Annotated in this window: 16 protein-coding genes and 1 pseudogene; 13 read left to right on the top strand and 4 right to left on the bottom strand. The window is 58.6% G+C overall.

Annotation, left to right across the window (positions count from 1 at the left end):
- Positions 1-53 precede the first annotated feature (53 nt).
- Genes BUC26_RS17830 through BUC26_RS17820 form a run of 3 tightly spaced genes read right to left on the bottom strand, consistent with a single transcriptional unit; the run spans position 54 to position 3,903 of the window.
- The gene (locus tag BUC26_RS17830) at positions 54-1,979 is read right to left on the bottom strand and encodes a molybdopterin biosynthesis protein (protein WP_073378214.1); all 1,926 of its coding nucleotides are present in this window, start codon (positions 1,977-1,979) and stop codon (positions 54-56) included.
- Positions 1,976-3,247 carry a molybdopterin molybdotransferase MoeA gene (locus BUC26_RS17825; RefSeq protein WP_084540752.1) on the bottom strand — a complete coding sequence of 424 codons (1,272 nt, stop codon included), beginning with the start codon at positions 3,245-3,247 and terminating at the stop codon, positions 1,976-1,978. The genes BUC26_RS17830 and BUC26_RS17825 overlap by 4 nt, the downstream gene beginning before the upstream one ends.
- 2 nt (positions 3,248-3,249) lie before the next feature.
- Positions 3,250-3,903 (bottom strand): hypothetical protein, encoded by a 654-nt coding sequence (locus tag BUC26_RS17820; RefSeq protein WP_143166063.1) that lies wholly within the window; start codon positions 3,901-3,903, stop codon positions 3,250-3,252.
- Between the two features lie 232 nt (positions 3,904-4,135).
- Here BUC26_RS17820 and gpmI point away from each other — a divergent pair, with 232 nt between their 5' ends.
- The 8 genes from gpmI (at position 4,136) to BUC26_RS17780 (ending at position 12,383) form a co-directional block, all read left to right on the top strand.
- Positions 4,136-5,767 carry a 2,3-bisphosphoglycerate-independent phosphoglycerate mutase gene (gene gpmI / locus BUC26_RS17815; protein ID WP_073378210.1) on the top strand — a complete coding sequence of 544 codons (1,632 nt, stop codon included), beginning with the start codon at positions 4,136-4,138 and terminating at the stop codon, positions 5,765-5,767.
- 28 nt (positions 5,768-5,795) lie between these two features.
- Positions 5,796-6,368, top strand: coding sequence for a ribosome biogenesis factor YjgA (yjgA, locus tag BUC26_RS17810; RefSeq protein ID WP_073378208.1), 573 nt, complete (start codon positions 5,796-5,798; stop codon positions 6,366-6,368).
- Between the two features lie 28 nt (positions 6,369-6,396).
- Complete coding sequence (locus BUC26_RS17805; RefSeq protein ID WP_073378257.1) at positions 6,397-6,816, top strand: VOC family protein; 420 nt, start codon at positions 6,397-6,399, stop codon at positions 6,814-6,816.
- A gap of 56 nt (positions 6,817-6,872) precedes the next feature.
- Entirely contained in the window at positions 6,873-8,054 is a 1,182-nt protein-coding gene (locus BUC26_RS17800; RefSeq protein ID WP_073378206.1) for an aminotransferase-like domain-containing protein, read from the top strand.
- A 208-nt stretch (positions 8,055-8,262) separates the two neighbouring features.
- A complete protein-coding gene (locus tag BUC26_RS17795; RefSeq protein WP_073378204.1) occupies positions 8,263-9,735 on the top strand; it encodes a sensor histidine kinase in 1,473 nt (490 codons plus the stop codon).
- Entirely contained in the window at positions 9,732-10,361 is a 630-nt protein-coding gene (locus BUC26_RS17790; protein WP_073378202.1) for a hypothetical protein, read from the top strand. Before BUC26_RS17795 ends, BUC26_RS17790 begins: the two co-directional genes overlap by 4 nt.
- 3 nt (positions 10,362-10,364) lie before the next feature.
- The gene (locus BUC26_RS17785; RefSeq protein WP_073378200.1) at positions 10,365-11,708 is read left to right on the top strand and encodes a sigma 54-interacting transcriptional regulator; all 1,344 of its coding nucleotides are present in this window, start codon (positions 10,365-10,367) and stop codon (positions 11,706-11,708) included.
- Between the two features lie 459 nt (positions 11,709-12,167).
- The gene (locus BUC26_RS17780) at positions 12,168-12,383 is read left to right on the top strand and encodes a hypothetical protein (protein WP_073378198.1); all 216 of its coding nucleotides are present in this window, start codon (positions 12,168-12,170) and stop codon (positions 12,381-12,383) included.
- Here the strand turns inward: BUC26_RS17780 and folE2 are convergent, their stop codons facing one another.
- Complete coding sequence (folE2, locus tag BUC26_RS17775; RefSeq protein WP_073378196.1) at positions 12,384-13,154, bottom strand: GTP cyclohydrolase FolE2; 771 nt, start codon at positions 13,152-13,154, stop codon at positions 12,384-12,386.
- A gap of 246 nt (positions 13,155-13,400) precedes the next feature.
- On the opposite strand from folE2, the gene BUC26_RS17770 reads away from it, so the two are divergent.
- The 5 genes and pseudogenes from BUC26_RS17770 (at position 13,401) to BUC26_RS17750 (ending at position 17,758) form a co-directional block, all read left to right on the top strand.
- On the top strand, positions 13,401-13,793 hold the full coding sequence (locus BUC26_RS17770; protein ID WP_073378194.1) for an RNA-binding S4 domain-containing protein: 393 nt from the start codon (positions 13,401-13,403) through the stop codon (positions 13,791-13,793).
- A gap of 25 nt (positions 13,794-13,818) precedes the next feature.
- Positions 13,819-14,397: pseudogene (locus BUC26_RS17765) on the top strand (IMP cyclohydrolase); the annotation flags it as partial.
- A gap of 44 nt (positions 14,398-14,441) precedes the next feature.
- A complete protein-coding gene (locus BUC26_RS17760) occupies positions 14,442-15,023 on the top strand; it encodes a formyltransferase family protein (protein WP_073378191.1) in 582 nt (193 codons plus the stop codon).
- Complete coding sequence (pyrR, locus tag BUC26_RS17755) at positions 15,020-15,550, top strand: bifunctional pyr operon transcriptional regulator/uracil phosphoribosyltransferase PyrR (protein ID WP_073378189.1); 531 nt, start codon at positions 15,020-15,022, stop codon at positions 15,548-15,550. The genes BUC26_RS17760 and pyrR overlap by 4 nt, the downstream gene beginning before the upstream one ends.
- Before the next feature lie 9 nt (positions 15,551-15,559).
- Entirely contained in the window at positions 15,560-17,758 is a 2,199-nt protein-coding gene (locus tag BUC26_RS17750) for a peptidase U32 family protein (protein WP_073378187.1), read from the top strand.
- Positions 17,759-17,768: the final 10 nt, after the last annotated feature.

The following is a 17,768-nucleotide window of genomic DNA, read 5'->3' as shown; positions in this document are numbered from 1 at the left end:
CTGGCCGACGCATTCACGTGCAGGGCAGCGTGACGGGGGCATGCAGCGGCCGTTTATTGTTCATACATGACAACGCCGGTATCCCGAAGATTGTACCCTCCAAGACCGACGATCTTCTGCTGGAATTCATGGTCGCCGCTGATCAGTTCCAACGCGGCGCAGACTCGAGGGTCCCGGGCGAAAGCCGCCGGTACGATCAAGTCGTAACGCTCCTCGGCAACCGGAACGAAGTCGAGATCGAGTGCCACCGAAGCAGCCCTGATCCCCATACCGGCATCGGCGCTGCCGCTGGCGATTGCCACTGCGACGTTCATATGCGTGTACTCTTCACGATCATAGCCCGCGATTTGGTGCGGGTCAAGCTTGGAGTCGCGCAGTATTTTGTCCGTCAGCAGCCGGGTTCCGGCACCTTTCTGACGATTAATGAAGCGCAGGCCGCGGTCGGCGAGATCAGCCAGGCCGGTAATGCGCAGCGGGTTGCCGGCGGCGACCAGCAAGCCTTGCTCTCGGTAGCAGAGATTGATCAGTTGCAGCGGCAGGTCGGGCAGGAATCGCTTGATAAAACTGGTGTTATATTCACCACTCTGCTCGTCGAGCAGGTGAGAACCGGCCAGGTGGGCCTCGCCGCGTCTGATGGCCATGATGCCGCCCATTGAACCGACATGAGCAGAAGATAGTCTGACTGGCGGTCGCCGTCGGTGCAGATGGTTGGCGAGCAGGTCGAGGATATTGTCGTGACTGCCGATCATGACCAGGGTGGCATCGACCTCGCCGCGGCTGCGCACCAGTTCGATGCGGACCCGTTCTCCGGCGCCGATGCCTTCGCTGCCGGCGGGAATGGTCAGCATGCCGTCGGCCCGGACCACGGACATTACCGATCCGGCTCCTTTCCCGGATGGCGTGGCAATGAGCTTGTCGCCGACGCGGCCAAGGGTTACCCGCACGAACTGGTCGACACCCATCGGCGAATGCATCGGCCGGGACATGATGGCCTCGAGGGTTTGCGGGGCGGGCAGTGGGGCGCCGAGAAAGGTGTAGACCAGATCACGGGCGAAGAGCTGCAGGGTCAGCAGTGCCGATACCGGATAGCCGGGAAGGCCGAGCACAGGGGTATCGCCGATCAGTGCGAGAATCACCGGTTTACCCGGTTTAATCGCGACGCCGTGGACGATTATCGATCCGAGTTCACCCAGCGTTGCCGCGGAGTAATCGCGACTGCCGGCCGAGGCGCCGGCATTGGTGACGACCATGTCGGCGGATGTCGCGGCCTCGGTGATGGCCTGGCGAAGAAGCAAAGGGTCGTCGCTAACCGGGGCATGGATCTCGACGTCGGCTCCCCACTCGGTCAGGGTAGAGCCGAGGATGCGGGAATTGAATTCGATGATCTGGCCCGGCTGCACCGATTGTCCCGCTGGAATCAGTTCCGATCCGGTTGGGATTATTACCACCTTCGGGGGAATCCGGACAGCAACAGCGGTGACCCCGGCGGCGAGCATCGCACCGAGATCGATCGGGCGGATCACGTGTCCCTCCGGGATAATCAATTCGGTGGCGACGATATCCTCGCCGACAGTTCGGACATGCTGCCAGGGTGGGGCCGGGTTGACCAGCTCGGCGCTGCCGTCTCCATGCCAGTGAATATCCTCGTTCATCACCACCGCATTGTATCCTTCGGGTACTGCATTGCCGGTGTTGACTTTGGCAAACCGGTCGGTGCCGAGCACTACCGGATCTGTCTCACTGGCCGCGGCAAGATCGAGGAAATGAACGGCGATACCGTCCATGGCGGCGGCGTTGTAGGTTGGCGACGAATGACGGGCGAAGACCGGCTCGGCGGTAACCCGGCCGAGTGCCTGGTCGACACCAACGGTTTGTTGTGGCCGACGCCGAAAAAAACCTGCTGTCTCTACCGCGGTCAGCCATGACGTTCTGGCCTGCCGCAGCGGCTGATTGGTAACGTAAACGGAATGATCACTCATTGATAGATATAAACCTCCACCTGCTCTCCTTCAGCCAGGCCCTGGCTGTCCTCGTTGATGAGAAAATACCCGTCGGCGCGGGACATGGTTGAGATGGCGCCGGAACGACCGAGAATCGGGTGGCAGCGCCACTGTCCTTGATCACGGTCGAGCCGCACGCGGATAACGTCCAGTCGGCCGGCAGCAGAGTTGATGCTGCGCATTAACCGTGCGCTAATACTTGGCACGGGGTGACAATCACCAGCCCGCTCGCCGGAGAGAGCGCGCACTGCCGGCCGGACGAAAAAATCGAAGCAGACCATGGCCGAAACCGGGTGGCCCGGCAGGCCGAATACCGGCGTCTGGTTGCACAGACCGATAATGATCGGCTTTCCCGGTTTCAACGTGACGCCATGGACCAAGATGCCCGGGGAACCGAGTCGTTCAATGGTCCGCTCGCCGAGATCGCGGACACCGACGGAGCTGCCGCCGGAAAAGAAGACCAGGTCAGTTTCTTCGACGGCCCGGGCAACGGTTGCGAAAAAGATCTCCTCGCGGTCGGAAACGATGCCGTAATCGGTTACCGTGGCGCCGCAGCGTTTGGCCAGGGCGGCTAGGGTCACCGAGTTTATGTTTCTTATCTTGCCGGCGGCCGACGGTTGCCGGTGGTCGATGATCTCATCGCCGGTGGCGATGATGCCGATGCGGGGGCGCCGATAAACGACGACCTTATCGATGCCGAGACCGGCAAGCAAGCCGAGATCGGACGGGCGGAGACGGTGTCCGGCCGACAGCGCCTGTACGCCGGCACGGATATCGTCGCCCGTCTTGATGACATTGGTGCCGCTGCCGATCCCCTTGACCACTTCAACCATTGTTTCGTCGACCGGAACGGTATGCTCGAGCATGACAACGCTGTCAGCGTTGTCGGGAAGCAGCCCCCCGGTTGGAATCCGGTAACAACTGCCGCGTTCCAGGCACCCCTCCGGCGGGGTTCCCATCAGGACCTCGCCGGTGATCTGCAAATAGGCAGGCAGAGACTGGGTTGCACCGAAGGTATCGGCAGCGATGACGGCAAAACCATCCATGGTGGAACGGGGAGCGGGCGGCAGATCCTCGGCGGCGACAATCGGTTCGGCCGTGACGCGGTCCAGTGCGTCGCCCAGCGATATCCGTTCTGTCGGGTGTTGCAGGTTGTCGAGTCTGTCGAGAAGTATTGTCCGGGCTTCGGCCACCCGGGTCAGGCCCCGGCGACCAAGCATGTCGCGCGACTGATTGGCGGAATCCATGATCAGGTGACGTGCATGATGACGCTTGTTAACCCGCCCAGTCGCTGCGTCAGCTCGTCGGCGGGAACAGGAGAGCCGGCAAGCCTGATGTCCTGGGCTTTTTCCAGCAGCGAGGGGCGCAGCGATAAAAAACCGGCCAGGTCGGCAGCGTTGATCCGGACACCACTGCGAAAAAGGGCCGGGCCACGTTCGATAGCCAGGGTATTGAACAATTTGACCAGTACGGTGACGGCCATGTTATCCGAAACAGCAGCTGCTGTTTTGCTCCGCGTTTTGCGCAATGGTGCGGCGGGACTGTTTTTGCGCAGGATGGCTCCGGCCAGTCCCGGCATCGCCGCGGACAGGGCGATGGTCGGAGCTGTCCCGGTGAGCGGCTGAGAGAGATCGTCGATGGCATCGCCATTGTAAAAAACGGTCTGGATCTGGTTCTCGATATAATCGGCGGAAAAGCCGGGCAATCGCTGGAGCAGAGAGGCAATAGACTCTCCGGTCGCCCCATCGACGAAGAAGCCGGCCTGAAGCATGGTCGCCAGGCGCGGCAGGTCTTCTTCAGGGATCGTGCAGGTCAAAAGCGGGCGATCGTTCAAATCTTCTTGCGTTGCGCGTTGCATGGTAATGATATAGAGTTCCGCTAAACAGGATTGTGCGTGCCGCATGCTGCGCTCATAGTATAAGAATCGCGTGGCAATGGCAAAGACAATGTCCGTAAAAGACGTAAGGGGATCTTGAAAAATTCGGAATTTCGTCCAAGATCGAGGCGGCCAAGAAAATTTTACCGCAGGCATATACATGATATTCCGATGATAAAATTTGATTGCGCAACGATGAGATGGGGCGGACTGACAATTTTTCAAGGCTGCCTTAGAAAATGACGCCCGGGAGAGACCAGTGAAGGGAGATTATCGCTTGCAGCCGGCAGTAACGAGCAACACGGTGGACGGGCCGGTGGTTGCCGTGATTCTCGATGGCATCGGTATCGGCCGTGGCGATGCCAGCGACGGCATCACCGTTTCTTACACGCCGGTTATCGACGCACTGCTCGCCGAACCGCTGATGACCACGCTGAAAGCCCACGGAGCCGCCGTCGGCCTGCCGACCGATGACGATATGGGCAATTCCGAGGTCGGCCATAACGCTTTGGGAGCAGGCCGGATTTTTGCCCAAGGGGCGAAATTGGTCGGCAGGGCGATCGAGTCCGGAGATATCTTCCGCAGCGCCGCCTGGCGGCAGATCGAGGAGCGCTGCAGCAGCGGCGGCACGCTGCATCTGATCGGTCTGGTGTCCGATGGCAATGTCCATTCACATATCAACCATCTCTATGCCTTGCTCGAGCACTGTCGGCAAACCGGGATCGGCAGGATTCGGATCCACGGACTGCTCGACGGCCGCGATGTCGGGCAGAAGAGCGCGCTGGATTATTTCGTCCCGCTGGAACAGCGCTGCACCGAGTTGCAGCAGGCCGGGTGCGACTGTCGCATCGCCTCCGGCGGCGGCAGAATGGTTACGACCATGGATCGCTACGAAGCTGATTGGCGCATCGTTGAACGAGGCTGGCAGGCCCATGTGCTCGGTGAGGCGCGGCCTTTCCCTTCGGCGGTTGAAGCGATTGAAACCTACTATCGCGAGGATCCGTCCCAGACCGATCAATATCTGGACAGCTTCGTCGTTACCGGCGACAGCGGACCGATCGGTACCATCCAGGACGGCGATGCGGTGGTCTGTTTCAATTTCCGTGGCGATCGTGCCATCGAACTTTCTCGCGCCTTTGAAGAACCTGATTTTTCGGAATTTGACCGGCAACGGGTGCCCGATGTCTTCTATGCCGGGATGATGGAGTACGATGGCGATGCCAAGATACCCAGTCACTTCCTGGTGGAACCGCCGGTCATCCACGGGACGCTGGGAGAGTACCTGTGCGGCAGCGGCGTGACCTCGCTTGCGCTTTCCGAAACGCAGAAATTCGGTCATGTCACCTACTTCTGGAACGGCAACAAATCGGGATATATCGACCGGGATCTGGAGCGCTACGTTGAAATCGAGTCGGACCGGCTCGCCTTTGACCTGCGCCCGTGGATGAAAGCGGCGGAAATTACTGAGCAGGCCATCGACGCGGTGGCTTCCGGCCGCTACCGCTTTATCCGCCTTAATTATCCCAACGGCGACATGGTCGGTCATACCGGCGTTGAGGCGGCCGTCCGGATCGCGGTCGAGACGGTCGACCTGTGCCTCGGCCGTCTCCTTGCAGCCGTTGAAAAGGCAGGAGGAATCGCATTGATTACCGCTGACCACGGGAACGCCGATTGCATGTGGACCGAAAAAGATGGGGTCAGGTCACCGATGGTTTCCCATACCCGTAATCCGGTTCCTCTGGTGATCAAAGACTACGGCGGCACAAAGCGTTTTGCCATGAGCAACTTGGAGCAGCAGGGATTGGCCAATGTGGCTGCCACGCTCTGCCTGTTGCTTGGTTTTGAACCGCCGCCGGACTACGAGCCACCGCTCATCGTACAGGTTTCCTGACGGCTGCCGCCGTTACCGGGAGAGATTCATGGATCAGGTCAGTCGTTCGGAAAAAAAACGACAGTTCAAACAGGTGGAGATGGCCGCCAGGGAGTGTGCCGCGCTCAGTGATGCCGAGCTCGGCCGTATCGGGGTCAGTGACGAGGTGCGCCACGCCTTGTCCCTGTGTCGAACAACCAAGGGCGGTGCCCTGAAGCGTCAGATCAAGTTTGTCGCCAAATTGCTCAGGCAGGAGGATGTGGCATCGGTACTGCATTTCCTGAAACAGAAAAAAGGCTCTAAGCTAGAGGAAGAGCGGTTGTTTCACGATGCCGAGCATTGGCGGGACCTGGTCATCAACGAAGCAATCGAGTCGTTGGAGGAGCATCGCCGCGATCAGCAGCCGTGGCCTGTAACCTGGCAGAGTTCGGTTATTGACCGGCTGCTGGAACGATATCCGGGGCTTGACGAACACGATCTGCGTCAGGCGGCTCATCAATATGCCAGGAGCAGGAACAAGGCACACTATCGGGAATTGTTCCGGATGGTCAAGGCGGCTGCTGAACGGCAGCGCCTCGATGAAACGGCCGTTGCCGGCAACGACGCGGCGTCGGCTCGATGATCCGGCAGAGCCCGCGGAGTCACGCATGATGAAAATCAGTGGCGTTGATCATCTGGTTTTGACCGTCAAGGACATCGAGCGCAGTGTGTCGTTCTACACGGGTGTGCTCGGTATGGAAAAACAGGTCAGTGCGACGGGTCGGATCGCACTGCACTTCGGTAACCAGAAAATCAATCTCCATCAGGCCGGCTCGGAATTCCTCCCCTGTGCCGAGCTGCCGACTCCCGGGTCCGCCGACATCTGCCTGATCGTAGAACAACCGATTGCTGCAGTGTGCCGGGAGCTTGCCAATCGGCAGACGGAGCTGATCGAAGGTCCGGTGGCCAGGACGGGAGCTGCCGGTCAACTGACCTCAGTGTATATCCGCGACCCGGATGGTAATTTACTTGAACTGGCGTGCTACGACGTCGAGCATGGCGCCGGAGACCGTGTGAAGGGCGGGCCCTGAGTCCATCCGTCTTCTTTTTTTCATCCCCGTTGAGTAACAAAGGACAGGCAACGACTATGAATGGTATTTTTTCCGATCGGATGCAGGATGTGCCCCGATCGTTCATCCGGGAAATCCTGAAGGTTACCATGGATCCCGAAATCATCTCTTTTGCCGGGGGATTACCGAATCGCGCCTTTTTCCCGATCGATGAACTGCGCGTTGCTACCGATCAGGTCTTTGCCGAACGTGGAGCGGATTGTCTGCAATATAGCAACTCAGAGGGTTTGCTAGAGTTGAGGGCCTTCATAGCACAGCGTTATCAAGAGCAGCAGGGGATCAGGCTCGATCCCGAGCAGATTCTAATCACCAACGGCAGCCAGCAGGCTCTCGACCTGCTCGCCAAGGTGGTGCTTAACGACGGCGAGTCGGTGGTTGTCGAGGAGCCCGGCTATCTCGGTGCGATCCAGGCCTTGTCGCTCTATCGTCCCCGTTATCTGCCGGTGCCGGTCCATGACGACGGCATGGCAGTCGACCAGTTGGCCAGCGCCGTCGAGCGGGACCGGCCGCGACTGATGTATACCGTCCCCAATTTCCAGAACCCGTCGGGCATTTCCTACAGCAGCGAAAACCGGCGCGAGGTAGCTGAAATCATCGCCGGCCGGGACTTGCTCCTCATCGAAGATGACCCTTACGGCGCCTTACGTTTCCGTGGCGAGGCCAGTCCGTCGTTCTATCACCTGTTGCCGGATCAGACGGTGCTGCTCGGCTCGTTCTCCAAGATAGTCGTACCCGGTTTTCGGCTCGGCTGGATTGCCGCTCCCGCCGAATTATATGAAAAACTGCTTATTGCCAAACAGGCAGCGGATCTGCATACCTGCAACTTCACGCAGTATATTTTGCTGCGCTATCTGCAGGACAACGATCTGGATAAACACATTTCGCGAATCATCGAGGCTTACGGTCGGCAGTGCCGGGCCATGCTGGCCGCCATTGATCGAAGTTTTCCGGACACGGTAACCTGCACCCGGCCGGACGGCGGGATGTTTCTCTGGGGAAGACTGCCGGATGGCCTGCCGGCCATGGATCTGTTCGAACGAGCGGTCGCCCGCCGAGTCGTGTTTGTCCCGGGAGAACCGTTTTATACTGCGGCCGGCGCCACATCGACGTTTCGTCTGAATTTTTCCTGTGTCGGCGAGTTGGTTATTACCGACGGTATCGGCCGTATCGCCGAGGCGATCGGTGAAATGATCGCCTGATGAGCCTTTTGCAAAACTTAGATTTTCGTTCAAAATCAAGGCATGCGAAAAATTTTTCCGCAGGCATATACATGATATTCCGAGGATAAAATTTTGAGCATGACGCAGAGTTTGGGTGAAAAGATTGTTTTGCAAATGGCTCTGATGGGAACGACAAACCGTTTGGCTCGGTGACCCGACAGGGGAGATCGGTTATCGCGGAGACACCATGAAAGTATTTCGGCCCCGCTCTTTTCTCAACCTGGTCTTGATCGGTTTTGTTATGGTGTCGCTGCCTCTCGGTGTCGGGTTGTGGACGACTCTGACGTTTATCGACCGCGTCAGCGGAGCCGGGCTGGAAATCGTCGAGCACGCCCTCAGCGGCACCCGTAACAGCGAGATACTCTCGGAATATCTGCGTAATGAAGAGCGCTCCCTGCGCCTCTACGAGATTACCGGTGAGATACAGCATCTTGGCGCCGCCGAGGGACACCACACCAGAATCGATGCGCTGCTCTACGATCTGCTCAGCCTGCCGCTTGACCTCGTTGACCGGCAGGAACTCGAGGCCATGCGTCAACAGCGAAACGTACTGCGGACCACGATCATCTCCTTGCGCGACGGTACGGTGGAGAAACCTGAAGCACTTACCAGCAAAGCCATCGAGTCGTTCGCCAGCCAACACCAACAGGCTCAAAAGGCCCGGACCGGTTTTCAGGAGATGATGCAGCGTGATATTGACAGTCTCCAGGAAACGACCAGGGCGGCCCAGCGGGTCCTGGTCCTGCAGACCGGTGCCTTCATTCTGGCAACGATCCTGTTGATTGCCGTGATGGCATTTTTGCTTTCCTGGCCGATCCGGCAGCTCAACAAGAGTGTCGAGCGATTGGGACGTGGAGATTTCAAAACGCCGGTGCTTGTCTCCGGCCCGCTGGATTTGGAAGTGGCCGGTGAACGGCTCGACTGGCTGAGGAAACGGCTCGATGATCTGGAGCAAGAAAAAGCAAAATTCCTCGCCCATGTCTCTCACGAACTGAAAACCCCGCTCGCCTCCATCCGCGAAGGCGCTTCCTTGCTCAGTGACGGGGTGGTCGGCGAGTTGCACGGGAAACAGCTGGAAGTCGCTCGCATTTTGGTCAACAACAGCATCGTGTTACAGGGGTTGATCGAAAACATCATTAACTTTAATCTGGCCCGATTCTCCGAGAACGCGCGCAGCCGCGAGCACATTTCGCTGCCACAGCTGATCGATACCGTCGTCGACGGTCAGCGAGCCAGGGTTTTGGGACGGGATATAACCATCGACGTGGCGGTAGCTGACGTAATGGTTGCCGGTGATCGAAAGGAGTTGATGACGATATTTGAAAACCTGTTCTCCAATGCCGTGAAATTCACGCCACCCGGCGGCCGGGTCGGTTGCCGCGTCAGTGCTGATCGGAAAACCGTCGCCGTCATCGTTTACGACTCGGGACCGGGCATCCCGTTGGGCGAGGAAGAAAAAATATTTCAACCCTTTTATCAGGCGGAGATGAAAACCAGATCAATCGTCAAGGGCAGCGGCCTGGGACTGGCGATTGTCCGGGAATACGTCAAGCGAAACGGCGGCGCCATCAGGGTGCTTAATCCGGGAGAGCCGGGAGCCCGGTTCGGCATAACCCTGCCCCGGGCCGCAGGTTCCTCGACCGAGAGGCACGAACAATGAATATCATGATGAAAATCGGCGTGATTTTGTTGCTTATCGCCGCAGGCCTGACGGCCGGTTGTCATCTGGAATCGGGACAGCGGTTGCTAGCCGAGTTGGGACTCGACGCCGTATCCCTGGCCGCGTTGCCCCCCCCGCAGCGAGCACTTGCCTGCGTTGCCGAGACCGATGGCAACACCCTGGCCTCGTTTCGCCAAGAGCATGCAGCCGCACTGGCGGCGTTTCAACGCAATCCGGCCGTCGAGGACTGGAGCGGACTGGTTTGTCTGGCCCTGTCGAGTCAGGCGCAAGCGGGTCAGATCAAAGAGACGATCGACGTTCTCGAAGTGGCCCTGGCCGCACGTGGCGACAGACGTTACGATCCGCTGCTCGGATTCCACACGCTTCTCAAGGAACGCCACGATGCTCTCGCCTGGCATGCCGAGGAAAACAGACACTGGCAGGCACGGCTCGCCGCGCAGCAGGCACAGGTGGAGCAACAGCAGATCAGTTATGAAGAGCAGCTGACCGAAGCCCGTCGTCTGGCGGCAGAAAAAGAGAAACAGGTCGAAACACTCGAGCAACAGGTACGAAAATTGAAGGAAGTCGAACTTATGCTGCAGCCGCAATCAATTGAACCACGGTGAACTATGGATAAAGCTACCATCTTGTTGGTCGATGACGAAGACGATCTGCTCAGTCTCTGGACCCTGCGCCTGGAGAACGCCGGTTACCGCGTTGTCACTGCCCGCAGTGGTGAAGAGGCAATGGCGGTATTCAGCGCCTCGCCGCCGCAACTGGTCATTACCGACCTGCGTATGGAAAAGATGAACGGCCTCAATCTCTACGAGGCGATTCGCAAGGTTAACACGTCGATTCCGGTGCTGATCATCACCGCCCACGGTTCGATTCCTGAAGCAGTCGATGCCACGCAAAAAGGGGTTTTTGCTTTTCTGACCAAGCCGATTGACGGCAAAATACTGCTTGCCGAGATCGAACGGGCGCTGCGCGCCGCATCTTCCGGCGGGGCGGCAATGGCAGCAACATGGCGGAAAGGAATAATTTCACGCAGCGCAATCATGGAGCAGTTGCTCGATAAAGTCAGGCTGGTGGCACGGAGCAATGCCTCGGTGTTGATCCGTGGCCAGAGCGGCACCGGCAAGGAATTGCTGGCCAAGGCCCTGCACCGCGCCAGTGATCGCGCCGAAAAACCCTTTGTGCCGGTCAACTGTAGCGCCATTCCCGAGGCCTTGCTGGAGTCAGAGTTGTTCGGTCATGCCAAGGGATCGTTTTCCGGTGCCGATCGTGCCTACGAGGGGCTTTTTCGGGCGGCCGACAACGGCACCTTGTTTCTCGACGAGATCGGCGACATGCCGCTGCCCTTGCAGGTAAAGCTCCTCCGGGTCCTACAGGAGAAACAGGTCCGGCCGGTTGGCGACACGGTTCCGATAGACGTCAATGTGCGGATCATTTCCGCCACTCACCAGAATCTCGAACAGCGGGTCGCCGAAAACCGATTCCGGGAGGATCTCTATTATCGTCTCAACGTAGTGACCCTGGAAGTTCCCCCTCTGCAGGATCGCAGGGAAGATATCCCGATGCTGGTCGAGCATTTCCTGTCCCTGTTCAACGAGCAGAACGATCGCACCATCGTCGGTTTCTCGCCCGAGGCTATGGACGCGCTGCTCGAGGCCCCGTGGCCGGGCAATATCCGCCAATTGCAAAATGTCGTCGAGCAGGCGGCGGCGCTGTCGACGACCGATCTGATCCCGGTCAACCTGATTTCTTCGGCACTGCGTGAAGAAACTGTGAAGATTCTCAGTTTCGACGAAGCCCGTTTCGAGTTCGGCCAGCGCTACCTGGTGCGCCTGCTGCAGATGACCGGCGGCAATGTCGCTCGGGCGGCCCGTATCGCCGAGCGCAATCGCACCGACTTCTACAAGATTCTCAACCGCCACCACATCTCTCCCCACCTGTTTAAAAACGAGCGCTGAGTCGATGCCGATCAAACCCGTTGTCGCCAGGCGGCGACTGCGGGCAAACCGGGTACGGGCTGGTGCTCGTCGTCCAATCCGCAGCGGCAGCACGATGCACTGTCGCAGCGCACCGACGCTGGGCAAAAATGAAACAGCAGTAGTTCAGGTTACAACCGGTGTCCCATCGGGAACTATCAAGGCTGGGGACATCCTATCCGCAGTCCTGCGGAAATGAGTCTCCGGCCCGCCGGGCCTTCGCGATGCAGCCTCCGGCAGAACCGGCCAATCCGTCACCATGGCGCTGTGTGGTCTGCAAAGAAGGGATGAGGAGGGGGAAAAGTCGGCTGGCATCAAATGTGCAAGTCTTTCTGCAAGATTAGTCCGGTTCCCGGGAAGTCGGGTATCTCATGGCGAACAGCGTTTGGGCGGGAACCTCTCTTTCTCGGCGGTTCTAGGTGCTACCAGCAGGAGGCCATTATGAATAGTAAAGAAGTTGTGATTCTATCCGGAAAGAATACGGCGAAATACGATTTCCTGTCCCGCGTGGTTTGGCCGACGATGATCGGTTTCGTGTCGGTCAGTCTGTTCTTGTTTCTCTCTTACATGATCATAGAAGGCTACTCAATCGTGCAGATGATCAAGACCGATCGGGAAGTTACGATCAGCAGAAGCCTGGACACCCCGTCCCGATGATTATCCCCCCATTCCCGTCACGTGTCCGTTTTTGACCGATATGTCGCCGCTGTCGACATACGCGTAGGCACTGTGTTTGTGAATCGACTCGTAGCTTTCGACGCCCACTGAAAACCAGGTGACCAACGGGTTCTCCAGCGTTAATTGGGCGACCTTGCGAACCACATCCTCAACGAACATCGGATTTCTGAAAGCCGTTTCGGTAACGTATTTCTCGTCCGGACGCTTGAGCAGGGCAAATAGTTCACAGGAAGCACATTGTTCAACCAGGGCGATCAGATCCTCGGCCCAGATCATTTTTTTAAAGCGGGCGCTCAGAGTCACCTCGGCGCGCTGATTGTGAGCGCCGACCTCGCTGATTTCACGCGAGCATGGGCAGAGAGTGGTGACCGGCACCTTGACCGTGAGCAGGAAGCCGTCGTCGGCGCCGACACCGCCGCTGAAAATGCACTGGTATTCCATCAGGCTCCTGGTACCCGAGACGGGGGCGGTTTTTTCCAGGTAATAGGGGAAACGCATGTCGATTCGGGCGCTTTCGGCGGAAAATGAGGCACAGACATCGGCCAGCAGGCCCGGAAAGTCTTCGACGCTGATCCGTTCGATGTGACGATTAAGTACGGCGGTGAACGTCGCGATACAATCGGGCTGGAGAACGGCCGGCAAGCGGACCAACAGGTTGATGGTAGCGACCGTGTCCTGATGGTTTCCGTCCTTTTGCACGACCGTAATCGGCAGCTTGATATTTTTCACTCCGGCGATCTTGATAGCCATGCGCACCAATATAAACCTTTCCGTTTCCTGAGCAATCAAAAAACAGCCGCTCCCGGTGGTGGTTTGCGACTGCAACGACGACCGGTTCGAGCTGATTGGTATCCTCTTACCGGTATTTCTGATTTTTCATGCGTTCTGAGTGGCTACCGTGTAAACTACAAGCTTGTTCTCAGGGTACGGCACATCTGTTTCAACGGCCCGATCGCTTTTCGTTTATGGTCGTACTGCACACGCAGGTATTTCGGTATGGCAGAGACTCCGGACAAGGTTCGCATTGATAAGTGGCTCTGGGCCGCGCGCTTCTTCAAGACCAGAAGTCTTGCCACCCAGGCGGTGCAGGGCGGCAAGGTGCATGTCAACGGCCAGCGGGTGCGACCGGCTCGGCCCGTTGCGGTTGACGATATCGTCGAAATCAACAAAAATGAGATTGTCTTCGTCGTCGTTGTTCAAGCACTTTCAGCTGTGCGACGGCCGGCCTCTGAAGCTCAGCTGCTCTATCAGGAAACCGGGGAGAGCTTGGAAAAACGTGAACAACAACGAGCGATGCGAAAATTGATCAGGGCGCCCGGCGGTGCCCCGCCGAAGCGACCTGACAAGCGGGATCGAAGAAAGATTCGGGCCTTTATCAAGAAAACGTGAAGCAGTGGATCGTAAGGGGGAATGTATGCAGATCATCAAGCGGGCACTGATCAGCCTGACCGATAAATCCGGAATAGATACGTTTGCCGCCGGCCTTGTCGCCGAAAACGTCGAGATTCTTTCCACCGGCGGGACGGCCAAAAAACTTCGGGAGCAGGGAATCGATGTTATCGATGTCTCCGAGTTCACCGGTTTTCCGGAAATGCTCGACGGTCGGGTGAAGACACTGCATCCGAAAGTACACGGCGGTATTTTGCATCAGCGGGCCAACGACGAGCACCTCAGGCAATGCCGGGAGCATGGCCTGCTGCCTATCGACCTGGTGGCCGTCAACCTGTACGCCTTTGAGAAAGCGGTGGCCGATCCGTCGTGCAGTCTGGCCGATGCCATCGAGAATATCGATATCGGCGGTCCGACGCTGCTCCGCGCCGCGGCCAAAAACTTTCAGGATGTTACGGTGGTTGTAGATCCAGCCGATTATGACCAGATCCTGACCGAGATCAAGAGCAGCGGAAACACCACACTGACCACACGGTTCCGTTTGGCCCGCAAGGTGTTTGAGTTGACGTCTCGCTATGATACGGCGATTGCCCGCTGGCTTGGTCAGGTCGACGTCAAGCACGACGACTATTTCAAAGGAGTCTGACCATGCTCGATATGGCGGTTTTGCTGTCCGGCAGCGGGCGGACCCTGGATAATTTCCACGAGCGGATCAAGGCCCAAACCCTGGCCGGCAGGATCCGGGTGGTGGTTGCCAATGTTCCCTCGGCGCTCGGCCTGGAAAAAGCGCAGAACTACGGCTATCCTGCCTTTGTTGCCCAAAACAGCCGTGAAACCAATGCGATTCTCGCCGATTACCCGCTCGATATCGTCTGTCTGGCCGGTTACCTGAAACTCTATGAGCCGCCGCCGACTCTGGCGCAACGAGTTGTCAACATCCATCCGTCCTTGATACCGATGTATTGCGGCACCGGCTTTTATGGCGATCGAGTCCACCGGGCTGTCAAGAGCCGCGGCTGTACGGTCAGCGGCTGCACCGTCCATTTCGCCGACGAGCACTACGACGAGGGGCCGATCATCCTGCAAAAATGCGTCACGCTGGACTACGAGGACAGTATCAAGGAGATTGCCGCCAAGGTGTTTGCTGCGGAATGCGAAGCCTTTCCCGAGGCCTTGAACCTGGTGGATCGTTACGGGGTCGACTTTTTCTGGAAGAGGGTGCAGAGATGAGCAGTCAAATCATCATGAACAGCGGTGAACTGCATTTGGCGTTGCAGCGTATCTCCCTGCAGATTCTCGAGCGCAACCAGGCCGCGGCCAGTGTCGCCATCGTCGGCATCCATACCCGGGGAGTTTTTCTGGCCGAACGGATCAGAAGCATTATCACCGCCCACTCGACGTTGAAAACCAGTTTCGGCACTCTCGATATAACCCTTTACCGCGACGATTGGAGCCTGATCACCCAGAATCCGGTGGTTAAGATGACCTCGATAGACTTCGACATCGAAGGAATCGAGCTGGTTCTCGTCGACGATGTCATCTATACCGGCCGGACGATCCGCGCCGCGATGGACGCCGTGATCGATTACGGCCGACCGCGGACCATTCAATTGGCCTGCCTGGTTGATCGTGGCGAACGGCAGCTGCCCATCCAACCGGATTATGTCGGGCTGGTCACCACCGTTCGTCCTGATGAACGTATCGAGGTGCAACTCAGCGAGCTGACCGGCGAAGATCAGGTCGTCATCGAGCGCTAGGCCGCCATTATGGAATTGCTCGCCCCGGCCGGCACGAGAGAAAACTTCCTGGTCGCCATAGAGGCCGGTGCCGACGCGGTATATCTCGGCGCGCCGCGTCTCAATGCCCGCAACCTGGCCCGCGACATCAGTCTCGACGAAATCGGCGCACTGATTGATTTTGCCCACGACCGCCACCGCAAGGTCTACATCGCCCTGAACAGTCTGGTGCGTGAGTCGGACCTGTCCCTGGTTTTGGAGACGCTCGCCGAACTGGAGGCAATCGGGCCGGATGCCTTGATCGTCCAGGATCTCGGGCTGATCCAGCTGGTACGACGTTTTTTTCCGTCTTTGCGGCTGCACGCTTCCACCCTGATGAGCACCCATAACCGGGAAGGTATCGCGCTGCTCGCCAGATTGGGGTGCACCCGGGCGGTTCTTGCCCGGGAGTTGACGCTCGAGGAATTGGCAATCCTGGCGCGCAGCAGTAGCATTGAGCTTGAAGTATTCATTCATGGCGCGATGTGTTTTTCCTATTCCGGACTTTGTCTGTTTTCCTCCTATTTCGGTGGCCAGAGCGGACTGCGCGGCAATTGCGTCCAGCCCTGTCGCCGGAAATACAGCGTTGTCGGCGGCAAAGGACGAGGCGGTGGGGCCGGGCGAGGCGGATATTTCTTCTCGATGAACGATCTGGAAGGGCTTCCGCTGGTGCCTGAGTTGAAACGAATCGGTATCGCTTCCCTGAAAATCGAAGGGCGCCTTCGTTCGGCGACCTATGTCAACCGGGTCGTTACGGCCTATCGCCTCGTTATCGATGCGGCCGACGAGGATGCCGAGGCGGCGATTGCCGAGGCCACCCGCCTCATTCCCGAGGCAATGGGGCGGGCGACTTCGACCGGCTTCTTCCTCAGCCCGCGCCCCCGTGATGCGATTGTCCCGCATCGCTCCGGAAATATCGGTAGCTATCTCGGACGAATCGAGGCCAGGCACGCCGTGGCCGGACGCACCTGGGGACAACTCACCCTGAAAGAACAATGTGTCGTCGGCGACCGGCTGCGCCTGCATGCCGATCGATCCGGCGAACGGACCAGCTTCACGTTGACAGAACTCATGGTCGGGGCCACCCCTGTAAAGCAGGCGGTCGCCGGTCAACAGGTGGAACTGCTGTTGCCGGCTGCGCTGAGCACCGCCAAGGATCCCGGACGGCTGGATGTTTATCGAGTCGACGCCAAGGAGGAGACCGGGCAGCTGTTGCGCGGCGCGGCAGCACCAGCGCGGTCGGTAAAGATGAGTGCCTCGCGGAAAAAACAGCTGGCGATGCGGATCGCCCGGCTCCGTCCGCAAATAGTCATCGGCGAGGAGCGGGTGGAGCGTCAGCCGGATGGAACGGGCCGAGGACGCGGACGAAGCGGACGCAAACCGAAAGCGGAGGTGTGGCTGCGAACCGACTCTCCTCAGCTGCTGCTGGGCCGATTACCGTTCCACGCGGATCGTTGGGTGGTGAACCTGCGGCGCCAGTCGCTGAGTTTTTCTGGCCGACTCAAGGGAATGCATAAAGGTGCGGTTCGTGACATCATCTGGGCCTTGCCGCCGGTCATCTCGCCTGCCGCGATGACCGCTTTGCAGCGTGATATCAGAATCCTGATCCGATCCGGGTTTCGCAGTTTCCAGATAGCCCAGCTCGGGCAGATCGAGCTGTTCGCCGGTGAAAAGGTTAACCTGTTCGGGGACTATACCCTTAATCTGCTCAACAGCCAGGCCCTGGAATTGGTCTTTCGCTTCGGACTGCAGGGCGTTCAGCTTGCCATCGAGGCGGATCGTTCCTGCCTTGCCCGTGCAGTTGCCGGCTGGCGGCAACGGCCTTCGGCCGATCAGGCCGCCAAGCGTTCGCCCGGTCTGCTCGGCCTGACGGTTTACGGTGCCCCGCCGCTGTTTACCGCCCGGCTGGCGGCCGATCATTTTGTCTACGGCCGGCCGCTTGCCAGCCCGAAGCAGGAGCTGTTCACCATTGAAAAGCAGGAAGGCGTCACGGTGACCAGACCGCAACGACCATTTTCACTGCTGCCGTTTCGCGGTGAGCTCGAGCAGATCGGCATCGATTATCTGGTGGTAGATCTGTCGGGAGTTCGGGCGGGCAAAAAAGACCTGCAGGAACTCGGACGGCGCATTCTCGGAACGGATAAGGTCCCCGCCCTGCCAACGTTCAATTATCGGGGTACCCTCGCGTAGGGACGAATCC

Origin of the sequence: Desulfofustis glycolicus DSM 9705, assembly GCF_900130015.1 — a bacterium.
Lineage (GTDB): Bacteria > Desulfobacterota > Desulfobulbia > Desulfobulbales > Desulfocapsaceae > Desulfofustis > Desulfofustis glycolicus.
This window is presented reverse-complemented; position numbering and strand designations above follow the sequence as displayed.

Coding starts and splice junctions, on each gene's coding strand:
- BUC26_RS17830 (WP_073378214.1), bottom strand. CDS start 1,979: ATGAGTGATCATTCCGTTTACGTTACCAATCAGCCGCTGCGGCAGGCC.
- BUC26_RS17825 (WP_084540752.1), bottom strand. CDS start 3,247: ATGGATTCCGCCAATCAGTCGCGCGACATGCTTGGTCGCCGGGGCCTG.
- BUC26_RS17820 (WP_143166063.1), bottom strand. CDS start 3,903: ATGCGGCACGCACAATCCTGTTTAGCGGAACTCTATATCATTACCATG.
- yjgA (WP_073378208.1), top strand. CDS start 5,796: ATGGATCAGGTCAGTCGTTCGGAAAAAAAACGACAGTTCAAACAGGTG.
- BUC26_RS17805 (WP_073378257.1), top strand. CDS start 6,397: ATGAAAATCAGTGGCGTTGATCATCTGGTTTTGACCGTCAAGGACATC.
- BUC26_RS17800 (WP_073378206.1), top strand. CDS start 6,873: ATGAATGGTATTTTTTCCGATCGGATGCAGGATGTGCCCCGATCGTTC.
- BUC26_RS17795 (WP_073378204.1), top strand. CDS start 8,263: ATGAAAGTATTTCGGCCCCGCTCTTTTCTCAACCTGGTCTTGATCGGT.
- BUC26_RS17790 (WP_073378202.1), top strand. CDS start 9,732: ATGAATATCATGATGAAAATCGGCGTGATTTTGTTGCTTATCGCCGCA.
- BUC26_RS17785 (WP_073378200.1), top strand. CDS start 10,365: ATGGATAAAGCTACCATCTTGTTGGTCGATGACGAAGACGATCTGCTC.
- BUC26_RS17780 (WP_073378198.1), top strand. CDS start 12,168: ATGAATAGTAAAGAAGTTGTGATTCTATCCGGAAAGAATACGGCGAAA.
- folE2 (WP_073378196.1), bottom strand. CDS start 13,154: ATGGCTATCAAGATCGCCGGAGTGAAAAATATCAAGCTGCCGATTACG.
- BUC26_RS17770 (WP_073378194.1), top strand. CDS start 13,401: ATGGCAGAGACTCCGGACAAGGTTCGCATTGATAAGTGGCTCTGGGCC.
- BUC26_RS17760 (WP_073378191.1), top strand. CDS start 14,442: ATGCTCGATATGGCGGTTTTGCTGTCCGGCAGCGGGCGGACCCTGGAT.
- pyrR (WP_073378189.1), top strand. CDS start 15,020: ATGAGCAGTCAAATCATCATGAACAGCGGTGAACTGCATTTGGCGTTG.
- BUC26_RS17750 (WP_073378187.1), top strand. CDS start 15,560: ATGGAATTGCTCGCCCCGGCCGGCACGAGAGAAAACTTCCTGGTCGCC.